A 24,982-nucleotide genomic window follows, 5' to 3' on the forward strand; every position below is an offset into this window, starting at 1 on the left:
CGGGGACTATTTCCCCCACAATCTCCGCGAATTATCCTCAATCTTGCCGCTTAAGCGCCGCTTCTGCATCGTTCTCGTCCAGCTTGTCGACAACCCAGCCGCCGACAGCAGGCGGTGATACTGCTCGTCGTCGAACGGCATATGCCAGGCAATCGCGCAGGCCTCATACACGGAGACATCGCTCAGGCGCGACGCCAGCACCAGCGGTGCATCCGCTGATACCTGCCCTGCCAGCACCACGCGGTACAGCCAGCCGGTTTTGCCTGCTGTTTGCAGCTTGGCAGACATATCCTGAATAGCAAAGTGGAAGTTGAGCTTAAAGCACGGCGAGCGTGGCTGCGTCACCTGAATCAGGGCATCGCCCCAGCGGTAGATATCACCGATAAACACGTTCTTTTCGGTAAGCCCTTCGGTGGAGAGATTCTCGCCAAACGCGGGGGCGACGAAGAGGTCCGCCTGCTCGGGGAACTCGGTTTTCCAGTGCTGATAGTGTTCGCGCGGATAGTGGCACAGCGCACGCTCGGGCCCGCCGTGGATTTTCTTTTCGGCCTGCTCGTCACCCGCAAGCCCGAGGTCGGTTAACGTCAGTTCACCGTCGACCTGAATTTTGGCGATGGCACTCGGGCGACTGCCGTCGTACTCCCTTACCTTGCCTGTAAATACATTCACCGGATGATGCATCGCTGCTCCTTTCTGCAGATACAAAAAAAGCGAGTCATCAGACTCGCTTCTCACAGGCGTCAATGCAACCTTATTTTTTAGCGGCGAAACGTGCTGCTGCTTCGTCCCAGTTCACCACGTCCCAGAAGGCTTTGATGTAGTCCGGGCGACGGTTCTGGAATTTCAGGTAGTAAGCGTGTTCCCACACGTCCAGACCCAGGATTGGGAAGCCGGATGTGCCAGAGATCGCTTCACCCATCAGCGGGGAGTCCTGGTTAGCAGTAGAAACCACTGCCAGCTTGTCACCTTTCAGAACCAGCCACGCCCAGCCAGAGCCGAAACGGGTCGCAGCGGCTTTTTCGAATTCCGCTTTGAAGTTGTCAACAGAACCGAAGTCGCGCTCGATAGCCGCTTTCAGGTCGCCCTGCAGGGTGGTACCGGTTTTCAGGCCTTTCCAGAACAGGCTGTGGTTAGCGTGGCCGCCAGCGTTGTTACGCAGAACGGTTTTCTTGTCCGCTGGCAGCTGGTCCAGCTTGGTGATCAGCTCTTCAGCAGACAGGTTAGCGAACTCTGGCAGGCTTTCCAGCGCAGCGTTCGCGTTGTTCACATAGGTCTGGTGGTGTTTAGTGTGATGGATTTCCATCGTCTGCTTGTCGAAATGCGGTTCCAGTGCGTCGTAGGCATACGGCAGGGATGGCAGTGTATAACTCATAATCCTCTCCATTATTGTCGGGCGGCACAGCTGTTAATGCCGCGTAAGCAGTTGGTTCATTATAGTTAATTAAATGATATTGAAAATGATTATCAATGCCGTAGTTTTTATAAGGTTATTTATTTTCTGACCAAAGCTAAAATGGTGAATAGGTTCAGGAAGTTAATGGACTTCTACCGCCGTATTGCCTGCCGCAATCTCACGCCTGCTGCTCAGCGTAAACGCCGACACCACCGTAATCGCCAGCACGAAACAGCCCAGCATCAGATACGTCTCCTGGAAGCCGATCTTGTCGTACATATTCCCGGCAAAAGCAGAAAGGAAAATCGCGGCCGACTGTTTGGAAAACTGAAATCCAATCAGATAGATAGTCGCCGACAGGCGGGTATCAAACACCCCGGTAATGTACTTGAAGGCGCCCACCAGCAGGAACGGGACTTCCAGCGCATGCAGCATCTTGAGGGCAATCACCTCCACGGCAGTGGTGGCAAACGACGAGCCGATAATGCGCGTTGCCATAATCACCCCGGCGATCAGCAGCGTGTTCTTCGCGCCGATACGGTTAATGATCCACGGCGAGCAGAACATGATGATGGCGTTACAAATTTCCCCCGCCGTCGTCGCAAAGCCAAAGGCGCGGGTGCCCTCCTGCGGCGTCGCGAAGAAGGTTTTGAAGAAGGTGGCAAACTGCTGATCGAAAACGTCATACACGCAGGCCACGCCAATCACGTACAGAATGAACATCCACATTCTGCGCTGGCGGAACAGGTTGAGCACTGTTTTTGCGGTGATTTGCGGCTGGTTCGCACCCAGGGCATCCATGACCTGCGCCGTCTGGTTGGGCTTCGGCTTCGCGACCACCAGCAGCAGCATCAGCAGCAATGCCGCTCCCGATCCCATCCAGAAAACATACGACGGATCGATGCCGAACAGGATGCCGCCCGTTGAGGCGCACAAGCCCCAGCCGAGACAGCCAAACATCCGCGCCTTGCCGTATTCAAAAAAGCTGTTGCGACTCACGCGCTCGATGTAGGCCTCAATGGCCCCCGATCCCGCCGAGAAGACAAAGCCGATATATAACCCGCCGCTCAACGCCCCCAGCCAGATATTGGCTTTCAGCAGCGGCGCGAAGACGTACAGGAAGAACGGTGCGAACAGAAACAGCAGCACCGCGATGATCCACAGCAGGTGTTTTTTCAGCCCCAGCTTGTCCGAAATGACGCCCAGTAGCGGCTGGAACGCGATGGCCGACAGCGAGATGCAGGAGAAGACAATCCCGGTATGGGTTTTATTCAGGCCGATGATGTCCGACAGCCAAATCGGCAGGAACGGAAAGCAGGTGGCCATGATGAAGAAGTAGAGAAAGAAGAACAGCCCGAAGATCCAGAAGTTTGGGTTGTCTTTGTGGGTACAGGTTGTTGTGTTCATTATTTTTATCCTCAACGGAGGGCCGGTTCCCCGGCCCGTCACCCTTACACGCGTTCGACGCCAATCAGAATGGCGGTTTCCGGATCCAGAATCGGCAGCGCAATGCCCGCCTGCATCAGCCACTCGCCGCTCACCGTTTGCGGCGTTTCCATCCACTCTGGCAGCTTGCGCATGGTGTGCCCGCCCTCGCCCGTAATCTGAATATTCGGGTGATCGAGCAGCGTGACGCGGTACCGCGCGCTAGCCTCCAGCCCCGCCATGCGTAGCGGCATCATCAGGCTGTAATCCGGCATCGCGAGCTGGCTGACCATAAACAGCCCCTGCGCCTTATCTTCGCTCACAATCCCCTGCGCCAGCGTGGTGGCATCCGGCATATCAATACGCCACTGGGTACCATGGTGGATCACCTCTCGCCACTGCTTGTGCAGCGCGGCGTAATGGCGATAGCCTTCGCGCTCCTGTGCGTCCACGGTGAGCGGGTCCAGTTCCAGCCCCATGTGGCCGAACAGGGCCGTCAGCCCGCGAAACTGGATGCTGTGCTGGCGGAAGGTGGCGTGACATTTATGATGACCGATATGCGCGCCCATCACCTCCGGCGGGAAGAAGTAGCTCATGCCGCGCTGGATGGTGCTGCGCTCCAGCGCGTCGTTGTTGTCGGACGCCCAGAAGCGGTGGCTGCGGGTCAGTACCTCATAATCAATGCGCCCACCGCCGGAGGAGCACGATTCAAACTCAATGTGCGGGAAGCGCTCTCCCAGCACGTCCAGCAGGCGGTAAAACTGGCGGGTCTGGGCGTCGGCGGCGGCTTTACCGTTGTGTCCCGGCTGCACCAGCTCGCGGTTCATGTCCCACTTCACGTAGTCGACCGCATGCTCGCCCAGCAGCCAGCTCATGCGTTCCACCAGGTAATCAAAGGCCTCCGGGATGTTGAGATTGAGCACCAGCTGGTGTCGTCCGGTCGCCTGGGGATAGCCCGGCAGCGCCAGTACCCAGTCAGGATGCGCGCGGTACAAATCAGAATCCGGGTTGATCATCTCCGGCTCAACCCAGATGCCAAACTCCATGCCGAGCCGTTTGACGTGGTCGATCACCGGCGTCAGGCCGTTCGGGTATTTTTTCTCGTCCAGATACCAGTCGCCCAGCGCGGCATGGTCGTCATTACGGCCTTTGAACCAGCCGTCATCGATGATGAAGCGCTCCACGCCCAGCACAGCCGCCTCGTCGGCCATGCGCATGATGTAGTCCGGGTCGTGGTTGAAGTAGATCCCTTCCCAGGTATTGAGGTGCACCGGGCGCGGTTTGTTTTCCGGGAAGCGGATAACGTTATCGCGCAGATAGCGATGGAACGACTGGCTCATGCCGTTCAAGCCCCGCGTGGAGTGGCTGGCATACAGGCACGGCGTCCAGAGCGTGTCGCCCTCCTCAACCGCCATTTCCCCCGGCAAGTAGAGCGCTTCGGCCTGCAGGTAGCGACGACCATCGGTTTTCGCTTCCGCGCGCAGGCGATGGTTGCCGCTCCAGCCCAGATGCACGCCCCAGACGTCGCCCTGCATTTCGCTAAACGACGACGTACCGGCAATCAGCGCCGGGAAGTGCTCGTGGGAGGTTTTACCCCGGCGGTTTTCAATCACAAAGCTGTCGTGCTCAAGCCTGACGCGGTGCGGCTGAAATTCTCTGATCCAGCGTCCGTGGAAGGCCATCACCTCCTGCGCGCGCTCGGCCACCGGCAGCGTGACGGCGAAACGGTCCACCTGCCACGGCAGCGCTTTCAGATTGGTCAGGCCGTGACGCACGACCAGCACGCCGCTGGCGTCCAACGCGAGCTCGCTGGTCAGGCGCAGTCCCGCATGCTCATCTTCGGCGGTTATCGTCAGGGTGTTTACGTCCTGCTGCACCTGCGTGGTTTTGAACACCGGGGAACCGTCCAGCCCCTGGCGATGCCCCTCAATGCCCGGCGAGCCAAACAGGCCGTGTCCCAGCTCGGCCATCAGCGTGACCGGGGAGTCAACGTCCAGCCTGCCGTTCGCAACAGGGCGCGCAATGCTCAGCGCATCCTGCGGCGAAAAGTGTTGAAGGTGCGGCCCCCAGTAGAGAATTTCGGCGAACGGATGGGTTTTAATCACCACGTCTACCGTCGTGGTTTCAAGTCGTAAAACGGAATCTTGCATCAGACATCTCCTGTCATCGGGATGCTCTGAGTGTTGATCCGAAACGTTTCGGATACAAACCAAAACGTTTCGGATCTGTGATCGGGTTTGGAATTTTAGTGGGTTTAGGCCGTCTGGCCCGGAGAGAATTCTGGCTGCCAGAGCACCTGAAGCTGTTCAATATCGTCGCCGTTAATCAGCTGGCGCACCATATCGGCAATCTGTTTCCCGACGCCCTGGCGGGTGGACTGGATCACCGACGCCACGTCGATATCGACGATGCTGTCCTGCGGCAGTCCGTCGTAGACCACCAGCGAAACGGCGTTGTCGCCGGATAAGCGCCCCAGTTGCGCCAGCGCCATCGCCGCGCCGTCGCCGTGGGTGTTGCAGTCGGTGATGATGGCCGTGGGCGGCTGCGGCAGAGCAAGGAGTTCTTTCGTGGTGGCATACCCGACGCGGCGCGAAGGCGGCATAGCGCGCAGCCATTCGCTGGAAAGCCCGGCTTCCCGCAAGGCGTCCAGATAGCCCTGACGGCGCTGAGTGATAAACGCCTGATTGTTGCTTTCGCCAAGTAGTGCGATACGCTGATGGCCTTTCTCGATCAGCCAGCGGGTAGCCTGCCAGGTACCGGCATAGTTGTCGAAGTCAAACCACGCGTACGGCTGCGGGAGGTGGCTGCGCCCAAGCGCCAGGAAAGGAAAACCGGCGGCCTGCAGCTGCTCAAGACGGGGATCGTGATCCAGCGTGTGCGCCACGATCAGAGCATCCACGCGGCGGCTTTGCACCATGCGCATATAGCTGTGTTTATCCGCCAGATCGTCGTCGGCGATAAGCAATAAGTCGATCTCATGTCGCGCCAGTTCGTGGCTAATTTCGCCGACCATGTCCATAAATACGCTGTTATTGAGCGGGACAGGGTGTACGGGAAAAACCAGCCCGACGGCGTCAATTTTGCCCATCTTCAGGCGGCGGGCGAAGGTGTTCGGTCGGTAACCACGGCGCTGGGCCTCTGCTTCCACGCGTGCGCGCGTCTCGGCGGAGACGTCATCATATCCGTTGAGGGCGCGGCTGACGGTGGTGACTGACAGCCCCAGTTCTTTGGCAATGGCTTTAAGCGACATGAGTTTCCGTATCTCTGTTAGTTTTGTTCCGCCACCAGCAGCGCGTGCGTATCCGGCTCAAGCGCCTTAAAGATATGCGGTAGATCTGCGGGATAACAGATGTAATCTCCCGGGCCGAGTTCTTCTGCCGCGTCGATCAGGCCGACTAACGCTCGCCCCTGCGTCACAATAATATGTTCAACGGACCCTGGCGGATGCGGCTGGGAAATGCGGTCTGCGCCCGGCTGGGTAAGCAGGAGGTATACGTCGCGTCGCGCGCCCGGCGGACATGCCGCCAGCAGTATCGCCTCGTAGTTGGCCTGTCCGGCAACGACCTTCGTCCCTTCACCACGACGGATCACCTGAGTGATAGGCTGCTGTGGTTCGAGCAGGCGGGCGAAGGGGATATCCAGCGCCACGCAAAGAGACCACAGCGTTTCCAGGCTCGGGTTACCGTTGCCGGACTCAAGCTGAGAAAGCGTGGATTTGGCGATCCCGGCGCGGCGGGCAATTTCCGCCAGTGAAAGTCCGGTTCGCAGGCGTTCTCGCACCAGGCTTTTGGCGATTACGCTGATTGGCTGCGTCATAAAACGGCCCTTTTGTTCTATAAATCGAACGAATCGTTCATCTTGAAAAACACTTCTGTTGCGTTCATTATAATGGATACACGTTCGATATGGCTAAAAATGTATGAAGCATCATCTCTCTTGCCTGAAAGGCGACACCATAAAAGCAATCATCCTGGTCTGCCTCGCGGTTGGCGTGGTCGGGATGTCATACGGCTCCCTGGCGATGGCCTACGGTTTCCCGGTTTGGGTACCGTTTGTACTCTCCATCACCGTACTCGCGGGCGCGTCAGAGTTTATGTTTATCGGCATTGTGGCAAGCGGCGGTAATCCGCTGGCGGCCGCGGCCGCGGGATTGCTGGTCAACGCGCGGCACGTGCCGTTTGGCGTGACGGTGCGTGAACTGGTGGGCAAACGTGGCCTGAGCCTTTTGGGCTGCCACATCATGAACGACGAAAGCGTGGTCTTTGGCCTGTCGCAAAAAACGCCCGAACAGCGCAAAGCGGCGTACTGGTTATGTGGTTTAGGCGTGGCAATTGTCTGGCCGCTGGGGGCCCTGCTGGGCGCCATGGTCGGCAAACTGCTACCGGATCCGGAAACCATTGGCCTGGATGCGGTATTCCCGGCCATATTGCTGGCGCTGGTGGTTCCCGCGTTTAAAAACCGTACCACGCTAATCCGCGCCTGCAGCGGTGCCGTTGTGTCGCTGGCCGCCGTGCCATTTGCCCCGGTGGGATTACCGGTGCTGCTCTCTTTACTGGGTCTCGCTGCGAGGAAAAAATAATGGGAAATATGACGTTTTTTATTCTCGGCATCGCTATTTTGTCTGCGGGAACGTATCTGATGCGTCTTGGCGGGGCGAAACTGGGCAGCAGGCTGGCATTGTCAGAGCGTTCACAGGCGCTGCTGTCAGATGCGGCAACGGTATTGCTGTTTTCCGTGGCGCTGGCGACCACGTTTTATGAAGGTGACCACTTTGCCGGTATGGCGCGCGTGCTGGGCGTGGCGTTTGCGGTGTTTTTGGCCTGGCGGAAGATGCCGTTAATTGTGGTGATCGTGGCGGCGGCAGTGGTAACCGCGCTGCTGCGCGTGGCGGGCATAAACTAAAAAAGCGCCCCGGGGGCGCTCTTTCGACGGTGTGACAGCTTATTTAGTCAGTTCAGCAGTCATGTGTACGCGGTTACCTGAGAACGCCTGGGTAATTTTGTAAGATGACGCGCCGGCTTCCTGAGCCTGAGCCGCGATTTTCGCTTCTGCGCCATCAATGGTAGAGGCGGTTGCGGTCACGGTCTGAGCAGCAAAAGAACCGAAAGAAGTAGCCAGAGCGATTACAGCGACAAAAGTTTTGATGCTTTTCATGATATAAACCCTTTCATTAAGTTGTTTAGGTAAGGCACCGTGCCTTGATGAGATAAATAATAGACCTCATCATGAACAACTAAAAGCGGAAGGATTTGCTATTATCATTCAAAATTATTGATTAACAATTAATCGCTGAGGATGGGTATATACGGTCGCCCTTCCCGGCTTGCAGAAGCCCACCAGCGTCAGGTTGCAGCGCTCCGCCACCTCCACCGCCAGCGTCGTTGCGGCTGAGACCGCAAACAGAATTTCCACACCGCACATCGCGGATTTTTGCACCATCTCATAGCTGGCGCGGCTGGAAACGAGTGCAGCCCCCTGCTTCCACACGTCACTTTCACGCGCCCGGCGACCCAGCAGCTTATCCAGCGCCACGTGGCGGCCAACGTCCTCATGTCCCCCGGCAATATCCCCCGACGGCAACACCCATGCCGCCGCGTGCGTGCAGCCGCTCAGCTGGCCGATGGGCTGTACATCGTTAAGGTGCTCGAGCGCATGGTTGAGGTGAGCCAGATCAAAGGTCTGAGTAAACGGCAGTGGCACAACGGGTTTACCAATATCATTGAGCTGCTCAACGCCACAGACGCCGCAGCCGGTACGCCCGGCCAGCGCGCGGCGGCGCTCTTTCAGCCCCATGAAGCGGCGGCTGGAGAGTTCGATTTGCACTTCAAGGCCATTGCAAGTCTGCACCACGTCCATGCCGTAGATCTCCTGCGGATGGTCGATGATGCCTTCCGAGAGGGAAAAACCGATGGCGAACAGCTCAAGATCTTTCGGTGAAGCCATCATCACCACATGGGAGATACCGTTGTAAACGAGCGCAACGGGCACTTCTTCCGCCAGAAAATCCGGCGTGGCATGGGTGATGTGGGGCGGTCTGTGTACCGACAGTTCCACAATGCCCGCAGGCAGTGGTGACGAGTGGGGAGCACGGTTTTGTTTAGACACAGCGGTATTCCTGAACAACCACGGAGGTGAGCCTGCTATTGCAGCATAATCCACAGGCGTTACGCATAGTATGGATCAACTTTTCAACAATCATTCTCCTACTCATTTAGAAGGGGTGCAACCCGACACCCGCTACACACCTTTAACAAGCTGAGCTGTTAATGTGATCAATATCACACTTTATAATCAACATGGTGATAATACGTTCACTTTGTATTAACGCCATTAGAACAGCTGTACCGACATTGTGGTATTCTGATGATATCCCTCGTGGAATTGAGGGATTAACGCAAATTTTTTCCTTTGCGGTCATTCTTCAGCCGCGAAGTCAAAACTACATATGTAAGCAATGTCGAAACAAGGAGTGACCCATGCAGGTCAGCAGAAGGCAGTTCTTTAAGATCTGCGCTGGCGGTATGGCAGGCACCACGGCAGCGGCACTGGGCTTTGCGCCCGGCGTAGCGCTGGCGGAAACGCGGCAGTATAAACTGCTGCGCACCCGTGAAACCCGTAATACCTGTACGTACTGCTCTGTCGGTTGCGGGCTGTTGATGTATAGCCTCGGCGACGGTGCTAAAAACGCCAAAGCGTCTATTTTCCATATCGAAGGCGACCCGGATCATCCGGTCAACCGCGGCGCATTGTGCCCGAAAGGGGCCGGTCTGGTGGACTTTATCCACTCCGAAAGCCGCCTCAAATTCCCTGAATATCGCGCGCCAGGCTCAGACAAATGGCAGCAAATCAGCTGGGAAGAGGCGTTCGACCGCATCGCAAAACACATTAAAGAAGACCGCGATGCCAACTTTGTTGAGAAGAACGCCGACGGCGTTACGGTCAACCGCTGGCTCTCCACCGGGATGCTGTGTGCCTCTGCTTCCAGCAACGAAACCGGTTATTTAACCCAGAAATTTACGCGCGCACTCGGTATGCTCGCGGTCGACAACCAGGCGCGTGTCTGACACGGACCAACGGTAGCAAGTCTTGCTCCAACATTTGGTCGCGGTGCGATGACCAACCACTGGGTCGACATCAAGAACGCCAACCTCATTGTGGTGATGGGCGGTAACGCCGCTGAAGCGCACCCTGTCGGGTTCCGCTGGGCGATGGAAGCCAAAATCCACAACGGTGCGAAACTGATAGTGATCGATCCCCGCTTTACGCGTACAGCGTCAGTGGCGGATTTCTACACCCCTATTCGTTCAGGTACTGACATCACTTTCCTGTCAGGCGTATTGCTGTACCTGATGACCAACGAAAAATATAACCGCGAATACACCGAAGCCTATACCAACGCCAGCCTGATCGTGCGTGAGGATTACCACTTCGAAGATGGCCTGTTCAGCGGTTACGACGCCGAAAAACGCAAATACGATAAAACCAGCTGGAACTACGAGCTGGATGAGAAAGGCTTTGCGAAGCGCGATACCACCCTGCAACACCCGCGCTGCGTGTGGAACCTGCTGAAAGAGCACGTATCCCGCTACACGCCGGAGGTTGTCGAAAACATCTGCGGTACGCCGAAGGCAGACTTCCTGAAGGTGTGCGAGCTTATCGCCGAAACCAGCGCGAAGGACAAAACCGCGTCGTTCCTGTACGCCCTCGGCTGGACGCAGCACTCCATCGGCGCGCAGAATATCCGTACCATGGCGATGGTTCAGCTCCTGCTCGGCAACATGGGGATGGCAGGCGGCGGCGTGAACGCCCTGCGCGGTCACTCCAACATTCAGGGTCTGACCGACCTCGGCCTGCTGTCTCAAAGCCTGCCGGGTTACATGAACCTGCCAAGCGAGAAACAGACCGATCTGCAAACCTACCTGACGGCCAGCACGCCTAAACCGCTGCTCGAAGGCCAGGTAAACTACTGGGGCAACTATCCGAAGTTCTTCGTCTCAATGATGAAAGCCTTCTTCGGCGACAAAGCGACGGCGGAAAACAGCTGGGGCTTTGACTGGCTGCCGAAGTGGGACAAAGGCTACGACGTTCTGCAGTATTTCGAGATGATGCACCAGGGCAAAGTGAACGGCTATCTGTGCCAGGGCTTTAACCCGGTTGCCTCGTTCCCGAACAAGAACAAGGTTGTTGAGTCGCTGTCGAAGCTGAAGTTCCTGGTGACGATTGACCCGCTCAATACCGAGACCTCAACCTTCTGGCAGAACCACGGTGAATCGAATGACGTCGATCCATCGAAGATTCAGACCGAAGTGTTCCGTCTGCCGTCTACCTGCTTCGCGGAAGAGAACGGTTCTATCGTCAACTCCGGACGCTGGCTGCAGTGGCACTGGAAAGGCGCGGACGCCCCGGGCATCGCCATGAACGATGGCGAGATCCTGGCAGGTATCTTCTTACGCCTGCGTAAGATGTATGCGGCAGAAGGCGGCGCGAACCCGGAACCGGTGCTGAACATGAGCTGGAACTACTCGACGCCGGAAAACCCTGCGCCGGAAGAAGTGGCGATGGAGAGCAACGGTAAGGCGCTGGCGGACGTTATCGACCCGGCCACCGGTACCGTGCTGGCGAAGAAAGGCGATCAGCTCAGCACCTTCGCGCACCTGCGCGATGACGGTACCACGTCAAGCGGCTGCTGGATCTTTGCCGGTAGCTGGACGCCGAAAGGCAACCAGATGGCCAACCGCGATAACGCCGACCCGTCGGGCCTCGGCAATACGCTGGGCTGGGCATGGGCGTGGCCGCTCAACCGCCGCATCCTCTATAACCGCGCATCCGCTGACCCGCAGGGCAACCCGTGGGATCCGAAGCGTCAGCTTCTGAAGTGGGACGGCGCGAAATGGGGCGGCGTGGATATTCCGGACTACAGCACTGCCGCACCGGGCAGCGACGTTGGGCCGTTTATCATGCAGCCTGAAGGGATGGGACGTCTGTTTGCTATCGATAAGATGGCGGAAGGTCCGTTCCCGGAACACTACGAGCCGTTTGAGACGCCGCTGGGCACCAACCCGCTGCACCCGAACGTGGTCTCTAACCCGGCAGCCCGTATCTTTAAGGGCGATTTCGAAGCGCTGGGTAAAAAGGACAAGTTCCCGTACGTGGGCACCACCTACCGTCTGACCGAGCACTTCCACTACTGGACCAAGCACGCGCTGCTTAACGCCATCGCGCAGCCGGAGCAGTTTGTGGAGATCGGCGAGAAGCTGGCGGGCAAGCTCGGCATCGCCCATGGCGATACCGTGAAGGTATCCTCAAACCGCGGCTATATTAAAGCCAAGGCGGTGGTGACCAAGCGTATCCGCACGCTGAACGTTCACGGTCAGGAGGTGGACACCATCGGTATCCCGATCCACTGGGGCTATGAGGGTGTGGCGAAGAAAGGGTTCATTGCGAACACCCTGACGCCGTTCGTCGGCGATGCGAACACGCAGACGCCGGAGTTTAAGGCCTTCCTCGTGAACGTGGAAAAGGTGTAACGGAGACGACTTATGGCTTATCAATCTCAAGACATTATCCGTCGTTCCGCGACAAACAGTTTCACGCCCGCGCCTCAGGCGCGGGACCACCAGCAGGAAGTGGCGAAGCTCATCGACGTGACCACCTGTATCGGCTGTAAAGCCTGTCAGGTGGCCTGTTCAGAGTGGAACGATCTGCGTGACGAAGTGGGTCACAACGTCGGGGTGTACGACAACCCGGCGGACCTGACCGCCAAGTCCTGGACGGTGATGCGTTTCTCGGAAGTGGAGCAGAACGACAAACTGGAATGGCTTATCCGCAAAGACGGCTGTATGCACTGTGCGGATCCGGGCTGCCTGAAGGCATGTCCGTCAGAAGGGGCTATCATTCAGTATGCTAACGGCATCGTCGACTTCCAGTCCGAACAGTGCATCGGCTGCGGCTACTGCATCGCGGGCTGCCCGTTCGACGTACCGCGCCTGAACCCGGAAGACAATCGAGTCTACAAATGCACGCTGTGCGTTGACCGCGTCACCGTCGGCCAGGAGCCAGCGTGCGTGAAGACCTGCCCAACCGGCGCTATCCACTTTGGCTCCAAAGAGGATATGAAAACGCTGGCGGCAGAGCGCGTGGGCGAGCTGAAAACCCGTGGTTACGACAACGCGGGCCTGTACGATCCGGCCGGGGTTGGCGGTACGCACGTCATGTACGTGCTGCACCACGCCGACAAGCCGAATCTGTACCATGGCCTGCCGGAGAACCCGGAAATCAGCGCCACCGTGAAGTTCTGGAAAGGCATCTGGAAACCGCTGGCAGCGGTCGGTTTTGCTGCCACCTTCGCAGCGAGTATCTTCCACTACGTCGGCGTTGGTCCGAACCGCGCGGAAGAGGAAGACGACAACCTGCATGAAGAGAAAGACGAGGTGCGCAAATGAGAAAACGTGACACCATCGTGCGCTACACCGCGCCGGAACGCATCAACCACTGGGTCACCGCCTTCTGCTTCATGCTGGCGGCGATAAGCGGGCTGGGGTTCTTCTTCCCATCCTTCAACTGGCTGATGCAGATCATGGGGACACCACAGCTGGCGCGTATTCTGCACCCGTTTGTGGGCGTCATCATGTTCGCGTCGTTTATCATCATGTTTTTCCGCTACTGGCACCATAACCTAATCAATCGGGATGATATCTTTTGGGCGAAGAATATTCGTAAGATCGTCGTCAACGAGGAAGTAGGTGATACCGGGCGTTATAACTTCGGCCAGAAATGCGTATTCTGGGCGGCGATTATCTTCCTGGTCCTGTTGCTGGTGAGCGGCGTGATCATCTGGCGTCCGTACTTTGCGCCTGCTTTCTCAATCCCGGTGATCCGATTCGCGCTGATGCTGCATTCATTTGCCGCAGTGGCGTTAATTGTGGTTATCATGGTGCATATCTACGCCGCCCTTTGGGTGAAAGGCACCATTACCGCGATGGTGGAAGGATGGGTAACCAGTACGTGGGCGAAGAAACATCACCCGCGCTGGTACCGTGAAGTCCGAAAGACAACGGAAAAGAAAACTGAATGAGTATTCGCATAATCCCGCAAGATGAGCTGGGGTCGAGCGAGAAACGCACGGCGGATTATATTCCGCCGTTGTTATTCCCCAGACTCAAGAACCTCTACAACCGCCGCGCAGAGCGTCTGCGCGAGCTGGCAGAGAACAACCCGCTGGGTGATTTTCTGCGCTTTGCCGCGCTGGTTGCCCACGCGCAGGAAGTGGTGCTGTACGACCACCCGCTGCAAATGGATCTGACCGCGCGCATCAAAGAAGCCAGCGAGCAGGGCAAGCCGCCGCTGGACATTCACGTCCTGCCGCGCGACAAGCACTGGCAAAAGCTGCTGCATTCGCTGATTGCTGAGCTGAAGCCGGAGATGAGCGGCACCGCGCTGGCGGTCATTGAGAATCTGGAAAAAGCCTCTGACCTGGAGCTGGAAGAGATGGCGAGCGCGCTGTTTGCCTCCGACTTCTCGCTGGTCAGCAGCGATAAAGCGCCGTTTATCTGGGCCGCGCTGTCGCTCTACTGGGCGCAAATGGCAAGCTTGATCCCGGGCAAAGCCCGCGCCGAATACGGCGAGGCGCGCCAGTTCTGCCCGGTCTGCGGCTCCATGCCGGTATCGAGCATGGTGCAAATCGGTACCACTCAGGGGCTGCGCTACCTGCACTGCAACCTGTGTGAAACCGAGTGGCACGTGGTGCGCATCAAGTGCAGTAACTGCGAGCAGACCCGCGATCTGAACTACTGGTCACTGGAAAACGAAGAAGCGGCGGTGAAAGCCGAAAGCTGCGGCGACTGCGGAACCTACCTGAAGATTCTGTATCAGGAAAAAGACCCGAAAGTCGAAGCGGTGGCCGACGATCTCGCCTCGCTGATTCTGGACGCGAAGATGGAGCAGGAGGGCTTTGCCCGCAGCTCGATCAACCCGTTCCTGTTCCCGGGTGAAGGGGAGTAATTTCCATTTAGCCCGGTCAGCCTCTTTGCTGCCGGGCTAATTACTGCGAAAGTGCAGGGATAACATGTTGCGGATCGTTGGCAATAGCCCGCAGCAGCGCTTTAGCCGGCCCAGTAGGCGAACGTCTGCCTTGTTCCCAGTTACGCAGTGTATCGACACTAACAGAAATTAAATTCGCGAATTTACTCTGCGATAGCCCGGACGCCTGACGGATTTCTTTGATTTTCATCGCATCGATTTGAAAAGTACGTGACGGTTCACGTTTGCCCTCAGCGATTTCATTCATTTGCGCCAGGCTTTGGGTTAACCGCTCAAAGAGTGCCTTGTTCATTTACCACCTCTCAATCATCTTTCTCAGTACGGCTTTTTCACTCGCAGACAGGTCATCTTTAATCCCTTTGCGATAGATGAGCAGCAGCCTGATTTCAAGCTCACGCGTGCGATGAAAATAGTTCACCCTGACTCCACCACGCTTTCCCCTGCCTCCTGAAAGCCAACGAATCTTTCGTAGGCCTCCCGTATTTTGGATCAGATCGCCATAATCAGGTTGCGTTGCCAGGAAAACCTGAAACTTATGGTATTCCTCATCATCCAGTAACGTTTTGACGTCTTCTGTAAAAATATCCGTTTCAATGAATAGCATAAATTATACGCCATTGACTTATAGTAGCAAACATCCAATGTACGTCAATGACGTACCCCTAATATGAGTTACGTTATTGCGATTTTGGTTACTTATCCATCTATTTCATCAAGTAATGTTGGTTTCTGCGAGCCGTTTTCCAGATCACTGGTTTCACACAATTTGATGTTTTCTTCTGCATTAAACCAGGTTATAAGACTGTGTATTCATACAGCAAAAGGACGCCGCCATGGCTCTTGAAAAGGGTATTGATAAGCTTGTTCAAGATTTTATAGCTGCAGGAAGACCTTCCTCGCGAAAGCAAAATATTGATGACCGGAGGGCTGGGTATGTCGCCAGCACAGAACTGGCCGGAGAGACAGAAGCTCGCGTCCAGGTTGAAACGCATGTTCTTGAAGGTATGACCTTTCGGGTATTTTCGCCCCTCAATGCACCAGAAACACTGCCTGCAGCCATCTACTATCACGGTGGATGCTTTATCAGCGGCGGCTTTGATACCCATGACAACCAACTCCGTCAGTTAGCCTGCTATGGCAATTGCCGGGTGGTTGCGATTCAGTACAGGTTGGCACCGGAACATACCTTCCCCGCCGCGCATGACGATGCGGAAAGAGGTGCGGAGCTGGTATGGCAATATGCAGACAAATTAGGCGTCGATAGGAACCGGCTCACCCTTTGTGGAGACAGCGCGGGGGGACATCTTGCGCTGGTAACGTCATTGCGGCTCAACGCGAAAGGGCGATGGAAACCCGCACAGCTTATTCTTATCTACCCCATGCTCGACGCCACGGCCAGTTTTGAAAGCTATGCCCTTAATGGCACGGATTATATTATCACCCGCGATACCCTGCTCAGCGGATATGAAATGTATCTCGCAGAGACTGACCGCCAGCATCCGGAAGCCAGCCCGCTGTGGCGCGATGATTTTTACGGGCTTCCGCCAGTGCATATCATTACCGCAGAGTACGATCCGCTGTGCGATGAGGGAGAAATGTTGTATCAGCATCTGACTGAGCAGGGTGTGAAGTGTACCGCTCAGCGCTGGCTGGGCGTCATCCATGGCTTCTTTCAGCTTGGCGGCGTCAGCCAGTCAGCGCGAGACGTAATGCGGGATATCGCCGGGCGGATTAAGCACGCCCGAGGTGAATGAACAAGAGATTACTCCTCCTCGTTCCCACCCTCTTCATACGCACCAAAAGGCTTCGCCGGAAGAACAATGTAGGTGCCTTCAAACACCGCGCCCGGTGTTTTATCGCCAAACAGTTCGACCTGCATTTGTACGCGAGCTTTACGGCCGCGTGCCAGACGGTCAAGATCGCCGCCCAGTGACCCCAGATCGGCCACGGCGGTCGGCTTGCCGCTTATCGGTGCGCTATAGCGAATGTGGGCATCGGCCAGAATGATGGTGCCGCCCAGATGGCGCTCGCGCAGCATCAGCCAGATAAGCCCCCAGCCGGTGAGCGTGGCCAGCGAGAAAAGACTTCCGGCAAACAGGGTGTGGTGCGGGTTCTGATTGCCGGTTTCCGGCATGGTGGTAATAAATTTTTGTCCGGTGTACTGCTGAATGCGCACGCCCATTTTTTCACTCAGCGGAATGTGCTGATACCAGGCCTGCTGCAGCTGACCACACCAGTCGGCGCGATGAAGAATATCATCCAGCGTGGCGATGGGTTTGATCATCAAAAAATGACGAATCGGCGTGGTTTGCGGGGTCGTGATCTCCCCCTGATTCACAAAACCAAGTTTGGCGAAGAATTCTACGGCATCTTCGCGGGCGCTACAGGTGACGCGCTTAACGCCTTCCTGACGGGCGACGGACTCAAGGGTCATCGCCATTAGCGTCCCCAGACCTTTGTCCTGCACGGAGGGATGAACCGCCATAAAGCGAATAGACGCTTCGTTATCGGCGTTGATATATAAGCGCCCGACGGCGACGAGGTTACCCTCTTCGTCCATCACCATCTGATGGTGGGCCATCGCGTCCCAGGCATCACGTTCAGAGCCTTTTGGCTGATGCAGTGGCTTGCGCAGCATTTCCCAGCGGAACTGGTAATAAGCGTCTAACTCTTCTTCCGTTTGCGGTACTCGAAGGTGATACATAGCTGTACTCTCTCTTGTTACCCGCGGCCACGCCGCCAGTTGGCTCATACCTGGAGCCAGAATGTGACGGGGCCATCGTTCACCAGCGAAACCTGCATATCTGCAGCGAATCGTCCGGTTTGCGTATTCATTTCCTGCTGGCGACAACGCTCAACAAAGTACTCGTAAAGTGCTTCTGCACGATCCGGCGCGGCGCCTTTAGAGAAGCTCGGGCGCATGCCGCGCTCGGTATCCGCTGCCAGCGTAAACTGGGAAACCACCAGCACGCTGCCGCCCGCCTGCTGGACGTTCAGGTTCATCTTGCCTTCCGCATCGCTGAAAATACGGTAGCCCAGCACGCGCTCACACAAGCGGTTGGCTTTTTGTTCGTCGTCATCCTTTTCGACACCTAACAACACCAAAAGTCCTGGGCCAATTTCACCCGTCACCTCTCCCTCCACGGTGACGCTGGCACGGGTTACGCGCTGTATCAATGCAATCATGGTTGGTCTGCTTCTTGTTGTTTTTCAGCTGCTGCTGCTTTTTTCAGTTCGCGGTATACACCGAGAGTGACAGTTATTTCGGCACCAAGCAAGACGATACACCAGGTCCAGTAGACCCAGACAAACAAAATGGGGATCACCGCCAGCACGCCGTAAATCAGCTGATAGGACGGAAACATGGTGATGTAGAGGGCAAACCCTTTTTTACCGAGCTCAAAAAGCAGCGCCGCCACCAGCGCCCCCACAACCGCATCGCGGTTAGGCACGCGCGTGGTCGGCACGACGCTATAGAGCAGCCAGAACGAGAGCCACGACAGGATCAACGGAAAGATGCGAAGCGCATTATCAATAGCGCCGTTTAGATCACTCGCCCAGCGCAAGGAAAGGAGATACGAACTGATCGCCAGGCTCGCCCCGGCCAGCAGCGGCCCCAGCGTGAGGATCATCCAGTACACGGCAAAGGAATACACTTTTGGCCGCGTTTTTTTACTCCGCCAGATCGTGTTCAGCGCGTTATCGATGGCATACATCAACAGCAGCGCCGTAACGATAAGACCGCATGCCCCCACTGCCGTCATCTTGCTGGAATTGGCGACAAACTGCTCAATGTAGTTCTGGATGACATCCCCGGTTGCAGGAATGAAATTCGCGAAGACAAAATGACGAAGCTGCAGGCTGACGTCCGCAAACATCGGAAAGGCGGAAAACAGGGCAAAGATGACCGCCACCAGCGGCACTAATGAGAGCAACGACACGTAGGCGAGGTTACCCGCCAGCGTGGTCATGTTGTCCTCATCGATACGGTGCCAGAGCAGTTTCAGCCAGGCCCTCAGCGGGCGAGTATGATGCGTGGCTTTTTGATGAACGGTTTTTAGCATAGCTGCTTCGCGAAGTAGTTTGGTATCGTCTCTTTTCCGGTCACCAGAATTGACGTTATACCCAACTGGTTAGCTCCCTCTATATTATCGGCATTGTCGTCGAAAAAGACCGCATCGGCCGCGGTGAATCCCTCTGACTGCAGAACGGCCTGATAAATTCGCGCTTCAGGCTTACGCATCCCCATCTCTTGCGAAAGATAGATCTTATCGGCCGCCGCCTTAACTTCAGGGTATTCCTCAGGCCAGAACGTGGTGTGCAGACGGTTAGTATTTGACAACACAACGACCCGATGGCCCTGCTCGCGAAGCTTATGCATGATGTCGATCGCTTCAGGCCGGATGGCGACAAATACTGCCTGCCAGCCGTGTGAAAACTGCTCGTAGCTTAAGGGTAGATCCATCTCCTGACAGAAACGTTCAGCGAATTCTTCATCGTCGATCTCGCCGCGTTCATGCTGATGGAAGGTCTCGCCCATCGCGAAATTCTGCTTCAGTGTCGCCAGCGGAACGCGGCTAAAGTCGCTCCATGCACCCAGCACGCGATTAAAATCGATATCGACGATTACGTTTCCTAAATCAAAGATATAAAGCATGGTTATCTCCTGCTCGCCGTGGAGAGGTAACTGTAGCGGGAATAAAGAGATTTGACTATGCGTGCTGTCTAAGGTGTGCGATCGATTTCTATGGCGCGTTTTTGCGACAGTAAAGTGAAGGGACGTTTGACGCGGCAAAAAGCCAGGCCCCCCGATACTCATCGATCATCAGGCTCAGCTCTCTGCCCGGCGTACGATAAAAACCCGGCAGCGTTGCGTTGATATCAGCCTCATCCGCATTATCGGCGAAGGTTTTAACAATCCGATCGTTATTTAATACGCGCGCGTTCTGATGATAGCTGTAGTGAAAATAGATGGTACGGTTAACTTCAGAAACCGTCTGACCAAATAATTTACCGTTAATGACGGTAGACCCCTCGCGATGCTGCATCCGCCAGGAAACCGTACCCACAAATCGGTTTTTACCAATCGTCCATTCCACATCTCCCGTACAGCGTATCGGCGTACTCGATAAATGCGAATACGCTAACCAGCCGCTGGTGATAGCGGCCATCAGAAACGCAGCCAGCAAAATAATACGGTTCCGGAGTGTCTTCATTGCTCATACGCCCAAAAATAATGCGTGGTACATAATGCTGCCGCGTCCCGTCGCGCATCGTTATTACAGACAAACGCCGCGATTCGCTCCGTTTTACTATAGCCGATGAGAAAGACGTATCGTTTTTCGGCGCACAGACCGGGGTTGTTTTTTAACAGGCGTAAGTAATGATCCTGAAGGTGTTCATTAGGTGCATAAAAAAGCTGGCAGGCGCTGGTCGTGCTGCCCGTTGAAAGTGGAATAAAGTGACTAAACGGCATGTTCTGGTGGTGTTTATATAATATCACCCCATTGATAAGCGCGATCAGCAAAAGCATCGCGGTGGTAATTATCAACCAGGCTGGCCTCTGCCTCGCGGTGCGATCGGTTATTGCCACGTCTTTATTGACGGTGATCGGGTCAGCGGTCTGGGTAAATACTTCAACCTGAGTGGTTTCGGAAAGCATCAGCCCGCGGCGAGATATCGTTTTTACCGTATCGCGCGGTAACCCCACCTCAGCCAGAGCATTGCGTAATGTCAAAATGGCCTGGTAAAAGGTATTCGGCGTGGTGACGTCATTGCGCTCCCCCCACCCCACCACCATTAACTGGTTTTGCGAAATAATTTCCCCGGGATGGGTGACGAGATAAAGAAAACAGAAATTGGCAGGAAGCTGCAATTGTATCGAGCGCCCGGTAATATGATTCACCAGCGTTTTGTTTTCTGGGTCATACTCGACCAAGTTGTTAATGAGATACAATTTTCCTTTCCTCTGCAATAACAATGCTTAACTTTATACGACAAAAACATATACGTATATTTAACAACATTATAGGCCAGATGGATTAGGACGCGATACCACCTCACCTAAGATTAAAAAAAACGTATTATTTTTCAATCTGTTACAAGCCGCTTCTCTTAGGCTTCCCTCATCTAAAACGACATAATGAGATTTCATTACACTTCGCCAGGCCAAATAATTATATTGAGCCGCAACCAGAGAAAAGACTGACGTAGCGGTAGATTTAAGAAACGAATTTTTAGCTATTAGTGCTATTTCGTGAATCTCCTTTTCGGCTTTTTTTTGTCGAATAATCTTAAGGGATTGATGAATATTCCTGGTTTACTTCTGCCAGCTGATGTTCTTTCGCTATGGCGACGGCCTGACGGAATAGAGACCACCAGGAATTTATATTCCCTGCCATTATTTTTGATAAATAAGACAGGATGACGAGATATGTTTCAAGATTGACACATTTGAGCGGCAGTGAAATATTGACTATGAAAATAAGACAGGAGTGGACTGGATGATAACATCGTCGCAAAAGGTTGTCCGCTGTATAAGCTGTGAATTGTCCTGTCAGTTATATCCAGATAACGCAGTACGATCACAATACTGTGGCAACGCCTCGTTCGCGGTTTGGCCGGTTGGTAATCATTTCCTGCAGACTGCAGTTGAAAATAAAATATTGCGCGGGAACAAGAATCATTTATCACGTGGATTTATTTTTGTAGATTTTTCGATGTACAACCTGCGCGTACTTGCCGATCCGCAATGGATTGAACGTCTGGCGATAACCAACATGAACATCGTGATTATCACGGACCGCAGGCTGGAGGCGCTAGCTAATTACTTATTCAATCACCGCAGTGAAATAAAGGGCGTTATTTATTCGGATGATAAGGACGCTATATTACAGGAAAAAATTAACCATCTTTTCTCCGGTAGACGGGTGAATAGTAGACGAGGAAGTAAGTTGAATACCGTCGAATTCACTTTACTTAACCGATTTTTATCAGGAGCGTGCCTCCAGGAGATTATAAAAACAGACAGCATTGATGTTAAAAAAATTTATGTTCATAAAAAACGACTTGAAAGGAAATTAGGCACCAGCATTCATAAAATTCTCGTTTCTATTTTGTAATTTCAACCACTTAACATACCCACATTTAATGCTGTGGAGGATGTTCTACGCCTGAATGAAAGGGGCTAGCTATGCCATATTTAATGAAACACTCACCAATCGCCGCGGCGATTTCTCTGGCGTTATCGTCAGCGCTATTTACCGCACATGCAGCGGTAATAGATTTTGCTAATTTACCTGCCTCCGGAGCAGTAACGGATTTGCCTGCAGAAATACAGGCGCTGATTCCTGCAACGGCAAACGCGAACTTTAGCAAAAATACCAGCGATCCTAACTATGTCTACCAGTACAGCGCGGGTAATATCCCGATCTACGGAGATGGGATCACCCTCGAAGGACCGGGGGCGGAAGCCTTCGAGCATTCGGTCACCGTTATTCAGAACTCCACGTCCGGTAGCCCGGGGGTGATATTTGGTGACGATCTCACTATTCGCACCCAGTCAAAAGTGGCCGCCAATAATGGTAAAGACGTCGACGGCATCCGCACCCATGGTATGAACACGCCGGACAACCCGGTGTTTATCATTACCGGCGACCGCACCCATATTTACGTTAATGGCCAAAGCGGTGACGGCATTAACGCCGGATACAGCTCCTTCAGCCAGGGATCTCTCGGCTCCGCCAATATTTATGTGGGTGACGATCTCTATATCGAAACCACCGGCAGTACCGGTCGAGGGATCAGCGCCTATGCACTGAATGATGCGTCAAAGGCAAAAAATAACGTTATCGTCGGCGATCGTGCGCATATTGTAACGCGTGGTTCCTCCGCCGAGGGGATTCGTACCAACCAGAGCGGCTCATACGTCCGTCTGGGGAATGAGGCCGCCATCGAAACGTACGGCACATCGGCCTACGGCCTGTATGCAGGTTCCGCATCTAAAATTGAGCTGGGAAAAAAAGCGGCGATAACCACCGACGCGGCCAGCGCCTCCGGGGTGTACTCTACCGGCTCGTCAACCATCACCCTTGATGAAGGCGCGTCCATCACCACCAACGGTGCCAGCGCGCATGGCGTCTATGCGTACACAGGCACGGTGAATCTTGGAGATAACGTCACCATTGCGGTCAACAGCAGCGAGAAAACCAGCAGCTCCGCGCAAGCGCCGCACGGGATGTATGCCTGGTCACGCGGTGTGATAACGCTCGAGGGTGGCGCAACCATTACCACTGCTGGCCAGCGCGACAGCGGTAGCTATGCTCTGAACGCCAGCAACGGTGGCGTGATTGATGCCTCCTCGGGCGGAAAATTCATTCTCAACGGCGATATCCTCTCCGCAGGCGGCGTCGCGGCCACCAGCACTGCGGCAGCGCAAAACAGCGCGATCGCGCTAACCATGCAGGATAATTCACTCTGGAACGGCGCGTCTTATATTGAGAGCAACGCCAACGGTAGCGGGACTATCGCGCTTACGATGAATGATGCCGTGTGGAATATGCGTGACAGCTCAACGCTGACCAGCCTGACGCTGAATGAGGGCGGCACGATTAATTTCCAGCATGCTGAGGATGCGGCGTGGCAAACTCTGACCATCAGTGACGATTTTATCGGCAACGGCGGCAAGCTGGTTTTCAATACCGTGCTGTTTGACGACACCTCTGAAACGGACAAACTGATCGTTGAAGGGAACACCTCCGGTCATACCGGGGTGGAAGTGAATAACATTGGCGGTACTGGCGCACAAACCGTAGAAGGGATTGAAATTGTCAGCGTGGGCGGCAACTCTGACGGAACGTTTGAGAAGGCCAGCCGTATCGTAGCGGGGGGTTATGACTATAACGTTGTGCAAAAAGGTAAAAACTGGTTTCTGACCAGCCTGGCTGAGCCCGTTGATCCACCGGTTGACCCGGTAGACCCACCTGTCGACCCCGTGGACCCGCCTGTCGACCCCGTAGCCCCACCTGTCGACCCTATTGATCCGCCTGTTGACCCGGTGATTCCGCCTCAAGAGCCGGTTCCACCGCCTGCACCACCAAAAAGCGAGCATCAGTACCGCCCGGAATTTGGTAGCTATCAGGCGAACAGCTATGCGGCAAATACGCTGTTTATGACCCGCCTGCACGACCGTCTGGGTGAAACACAGTACACCGACATGCTCACCGGCGAGCAAAAAGTAACGAGCCTGTGGATGCGTAACGTCGGCGGCCATACGCGTTTCAGAGACGGCAGCGGCCAGCTAAAAACGACCGCCAATCGCTACGTGCTGCAGCTGGGTGGTGATGTCGCCCAGTGGAGCACCGACGGCCTGGATCGGTGGCATATTGGCCTGATGGCGGGCTACGGCAACAGCCAGAGCCGGAGCGCTTCCAGCCTGACCGGATACCACTCGCGTGGCGAAGTGAATGGTTATAGCGTAGGCCTGTACGGTACCTGGTACGCAAACGACGCGGATAAAAGTGGTACCTACGTTGATAGCTGGATGCTGTATAACTGGTTCGACAATAAGGTGATGGGGCAGGATCAGGCGACTGAGCGTTATCGCTCCAGTGGCGTAACCGCCTCTGTAGAAGCTGGCTATAGCGTTAAGGTAGGCGAAAGCGGCCGCAACAGCTACTGGCTCCAGCCGAAGGCGCAGGCCGTCTGGATGGACGTGCAGGCTGACGACCATCGCGAGCACAACGGCACGCGGGTGAAAGACGAGACTCAGGGGAATCTGATGACACGTCTCGGCGTGAAGGCCTATATCAGCGGACATAACGCGATTGACGACGGTAAAGCCCGCACCTTCCAGCCGTTTATCGAGGCGAACTGGATCCACAATACCCAGACCACGCGCATCCGCATGGATGACGTCAGCAATGAAATGCGCGGTACTCGCAATATCGGTGAACTTAAGGCAGGTGTAGAGGGACAGATTACGCCGCAGCTTAGCGTATGGGGCAATGTGGCTCAACAGATGGGCGACAAAGGCTACAGCGATACCCAGGGGATGCTGGGAGTGAAATACAGCTTCAAATAACAACAAAAAAGCCGCTGATTTCTCAGCGGCTTTTTTTAATACGC

Annotated in this window: 25 protein-coding genes; 9 read left to right on the forward strand and 16 right to left on the reverse strand. The window is 55.2% G+C overall.

Features of this window, described 5'->3' with window-relative positions; all coding sequences use genetic code 11:
* Positions 1-6: 6 nt before the first annotated feature.
* The 6 genes from yiiM to V1566_RS02550 all read right to left on the reverse strand — a co-directional run bounded on the left by yiiM (position 7) and on the right by V1566_RS02550 (position 6,634).
* A complete protein-coding gene (gene yiiM / locus V1566_RS02525; protein ID WP_395304973.1) occupies positions 7-681 on the reverse strand; it encodes a 6-hydroxyaminopurine reductase in 675 nt (224 codons plus the stop codon).
* Positions 682-751: 70 nt separating this feature from the next.
* On the reverse strand, positions 752-1,372 hold the full coding sequence (gene sodA, locus V1566_RS02530) for a superoxide dismutase [Mn] (RefSeq protein ID WP_395304974.1): 621 nt from the start codon (positions 1,370-1,372) through the stop codon (positions 752-754).
* Between the two features lie 162 nt (positions 1,373-1,534).
* Positions 1,535-2,800, reverse strand: coding sequence for an MFS transporter (locus V1566_RS02535; protein ID WP_395304975.1), 1,266 nt, complete (start codon positions 2,798-2,800; stop codon positions 1,535-1,537).
* Positions 2,801-2,844: 44 nt separating this feature from the next.
* Positions 2,845-4,968 (reverse strand): alpha-galactosidase, encoded by a 2,124-nt coding sequence (locus V1566_RS02540; RefSeq protein WP_395304976.1) that lies wholly within the window; start codon positions 4,966-4,968, stop codon positions 2,845-2,847.
* Positions 4,969-5,072: 104 nt separating this feature from the next.
* Entirely contained in the window at positions 5,073-6,068 is a 996-nt protein-coding gene (locus V1566_RS02545; protein ID WP_395304977.1) for a LacI family DNA-binding transcriptional regulator, read from the reverse strand.
* A gap of 17 nt (positions 6,069-6,085) precedes the next feature.
* Positions 6,086-6,634, reverse strand: coding sequence for a helix-turn-helix domain-containing protein (locus V1566_RS02550; RefSeq protein WP_395304978.1), 549 nt, complete (start codon positions 6,632-6,634; stop codon positions 6,086-6,088).
* A gap of 103 nt (positions 6,635-6,737) precedes the next feature.
* Between V1566_RS02550 and V1566_RS02555 the strand changes: the two genes are divergently transcribed.
* Positions 6,738-7,397, forward strand: a complete 660-nt coding sequence (locus V1566_RS02555; protein WP_047646952.1) for an AzlC family ABC transporter permease — start codon at positions 6,738-6,740, stop codon at positions 7,395-7,397.
* Positions 7,397-7,720 carry an AzlD domain-containing protein gene (locus V1566_RS02560; protein ID WP_033146957.1) on the forward strand — a complete coding sequence of 108 codons (324 nt, stop codon included), beginning with the start codon at positions 7,397-7,399 and terminating at the stop codon, positions 7,718-7,720. The genes V1566_RS02555 and V1566_RS02560 overlap by 1 nt, the downstream gene beginning before the upstream one ends.
* A gap of 39 nt (positions 7,721-7,759) precedes the next feature.
* Here the strand turns inward: V1566_RS02560 and V1566_RS02565 are convergent, their stop codons facing one another.
* Positions 7,760-7,972, reverse strand: coding sequence for a DUF1471 domain-containing protein (locus V1566_RS02565; protein ID WP_023309747.1), 213 nt, complete (start codon positions 7,970-7,972; stop codon positions 7,760-7,762).
* Positions 7,973-8,086: 114 nt separating this feature from the next.
* Positions 8,087-8,923, reverse strand: a complete 837-nt coding sequence (gene fdhD, locus V1566_RS02570) for a formate dehydrogenase accessory sulfurtransferase FdhD (protein ID WP_395304979.1) — start codon at positions 8,921-8,923, stop codon at positions 8,087-8,089.
* Between the two features lie 371 nt (positions 8,924-9,294).
* On the opposite strand from fdhD, the gene fdnG reads away from it, so the two are divergent.
* From fdnG to fdhE, 4 genes are read left to right on the forward strand one after another with little or no spacing between them, the layout of a single operon-like run.
* Positions 9,295-12,345: a formate dehydrogenase-N subunit alpha gene (fdnG, locus tag V1566_RS02575; protein WP_395304980.1), complete on the forward strand. Its 3,051-nt coding sequence runs from the start codon at positions 9,295-9,297 to the stop codon at positions 12,343-12,345.
* 12 nt (positions 12,346-12,357) lie between these two features.
* Positions 12,358-13,260 carry a formate dehydrogenase subunit beta gene (gene fdxH, locus V1566_RS02580; protein ID WP_010436855.1) on the forward strand — a complete coding sequence of 301 codons (903 nt, stop codon included), beginning with the start codon at positions 12,358-12,360 and terminating at the stop codon, positions 13,258-13,260.
* Positions 13,257-13,892, forward strand: a complete 636-nt coding sequence (fdoI, locus tag V1566_RS02585; RefSeq protein ID WP_032644324.1) for a formate dehydrogenase cytochrome b556 subunit — start codon at positions 13,257-13,259, stop codon at positions 13,890-13,892. Before fdxH ends, fdoI begins: the two co-directional genes overlap by 4 nt.
* Entirely contained in the window at positions 13,889-14,818 is a 930-nt protein-coding gene (fdhE, locus tag V1566_RS02590) for a formate dehydrogenase accessory protein FdhE (protein ID WP_395304981.1), read from the forward strand. The genes fdoI and fdhE overlap by 4 nt, the downstream gene beginning before the upstream one ends.
* Before the next feature lie 40 nt (positions 14,819-14,858).
* Here fdhE and nadS read toward each other — a convergent pair whose 3' ends face one another.
* Both nadS and V1566_RS02600 read right to left on the reverse strand, forming a co-directional pair.
* Positions 14,859-15,149 (reverse strand): NadS family protein, encoded by a 291-nt coding sequence (nadS, locus tag V1566_RS02595; protein ID WP_395304982.1) that lies wholly within the window; start codon positions 15,147-15,149, stop codon positions 14,859-14,861.
* Positions 15,150-15,461 carry a type II toxin-antitoxin system RelE/ParE family toxin gene (locus tag V1566_RS02600; RefSeq protein ID WP_395304983.1) on the reverse strand — a complete coding sequence of 104 codons (312 nt, stop codon included), beginning with the start codon at positions 15,459-15,461 and terminating at the stop codon, positions 15,150-15,152. It lies immediately after the preceding gene.
* Between the two features lie 229 nt (positions 15,462-15,690).
* On the opposite strand from V1566_RS02600, the gene V1566_RS02605 reads away from it, so the two are divergent.
* The gene (locus V1566_RS02605; protein WP_395304984.1) at positions 15,691-16,611 is read left to right on the forward strand and encodes an alpha/beta hydrolase; all 921 of its coding nucleotides are present in this window, start codon (positions 15,691-15,693) and stop codon (positions 16,609-16,611) included.
* Positions 16,612-16,619: 8 nt separating this feature from the next.
* Here V1566_RS02605 and fabY read toward each other — a convergent pair whose 3' ends face one another.
* The 6 genes from fabY to V1566_RS02635 all read right to left on the reverse strand — a co-directional run bounded on the left by fabY (position 16,620) and on the right by V1566_RS02635 (position 20,813).
* Positions 16,620-17,561 (reverse strand): fatty acid biosynthesis protein FabY, encoded by a 942-nt coding sequence (gene fabY / locus V1566_RS02610; RefSeq protein WP_008501835.1) that lies wholly within the window; start codon positions 17,559-17,561, stop codon positions 16,620-16,622.
* A gap of 44 nt (positions 17,562-17,605) precedes the next feature.
* Positions 17,606-18,043 (reverse strand): D-aminoacyl-tRNA deacylase, encoded by a 438-nt coding sequence (gene dtd, locus V1566_RS02615; RefSeq protein WP_008501836.1) that lies wholly within the window; start codon positions 18,041-18,043, stop codon positions 17,606-17,608.
* On the reverse strand, positions 18,040-18,921 hold the full coding sequence (locus V1566_RS02620; protein ID WP_335246417.1) for a virulence factor BrkB family protein: 882 nt from the start codon (positions 18,919-18,921) through the stop codon (positions 18,040-18,042). The genes dtd and V1566_RS02620 overlap by 4 nt, the downstream gene beginning before the upstream one ends.
* The gene (gene yihX, locus V1566_RS02625) at positions 18,915-19,514 is read right to left on the reverse strand and encodes a glucose-1-phosphatase (RefSeq protein ID WP_032662695.1); all 600 of its coding nucleotides are present in this window, start codon (positions 19,512-19,514) and stop codon (positions 18,915-18,917) included. Before yihX ends, V1566_RS02620 begins: the two co-directional genes overlap by 7 nt.
* An 88-nt stretch (positions 19,515-19,602) precedes the next feature.
* Positions 19,603-20,073 carry a hypothetical protein gene (locus V1566_RS02630; RefSeq protein WP_395304985.1) on the reverse strand — a complete coding sequence of 157 codons (471 nt, stop codon included), beginning with the start codon at positions 20,071-20,073 and terminating at the stop codon, positions 19,603-19,605.
* Positions 20,070-20,813, reverse strand: coding sequence for a transcriptional regulator (locus V1566_RS02635; protein ID WP_395304986.1), 744 nt, complete (start codon positions 20,811-20,813; stop codon positions 20,070-20,072). Before V1566_RS02635 ends, V1566_RS02630 begins: the two co-directional genes overlap by 4 nt.
* A gap of 547 nt (positions 20,814-21,360) precedes the next feature.
* Between V1566_RS02635 and V1566_RS02640 the strand changes: the two genes are divergently transcribed.
* The gene (locus V1566_RS02640; RefSeq protein WP_193941354.1) at positions 21,361-21,978 is read left to right on the forward strand and encodes a helix-turn-helix transcriptional regulator; all 618 of its coding nucleotides are present in this window, start codon (positions 21,361-21,363) and stop codon (positions 21,976-21,978) included.
* Positions 21,979-22,049: 71 nt separating this feature from the next.
* The gene (locus V1566_RS02645) at positions 22,050-24,938 is read left to right on the forward strand and encodes an autotransporter outer membrane beta-barrel domain-containing protein (RefSeq protein WP_395304987.1); all 2,889 of its coding nucleotides are present in this window, start codon (positions 22,050-22,052) and stop codon (positions 24,936-24,938) included.
* Positions 24,939-24,982 lie beyond the last annotated feature (44 nt).

The organism is Enterobacter sp. ECC-019, assembly GCF_043974075.1.
In the GTDB taxonomy this organism is placed as follows: Bacteria; Pseudomonadota; Gammaproteobacteria; order Enterobacterales; family Enterobacteriaceae; genus Enterobacter; species Enterobacter asburiae_D.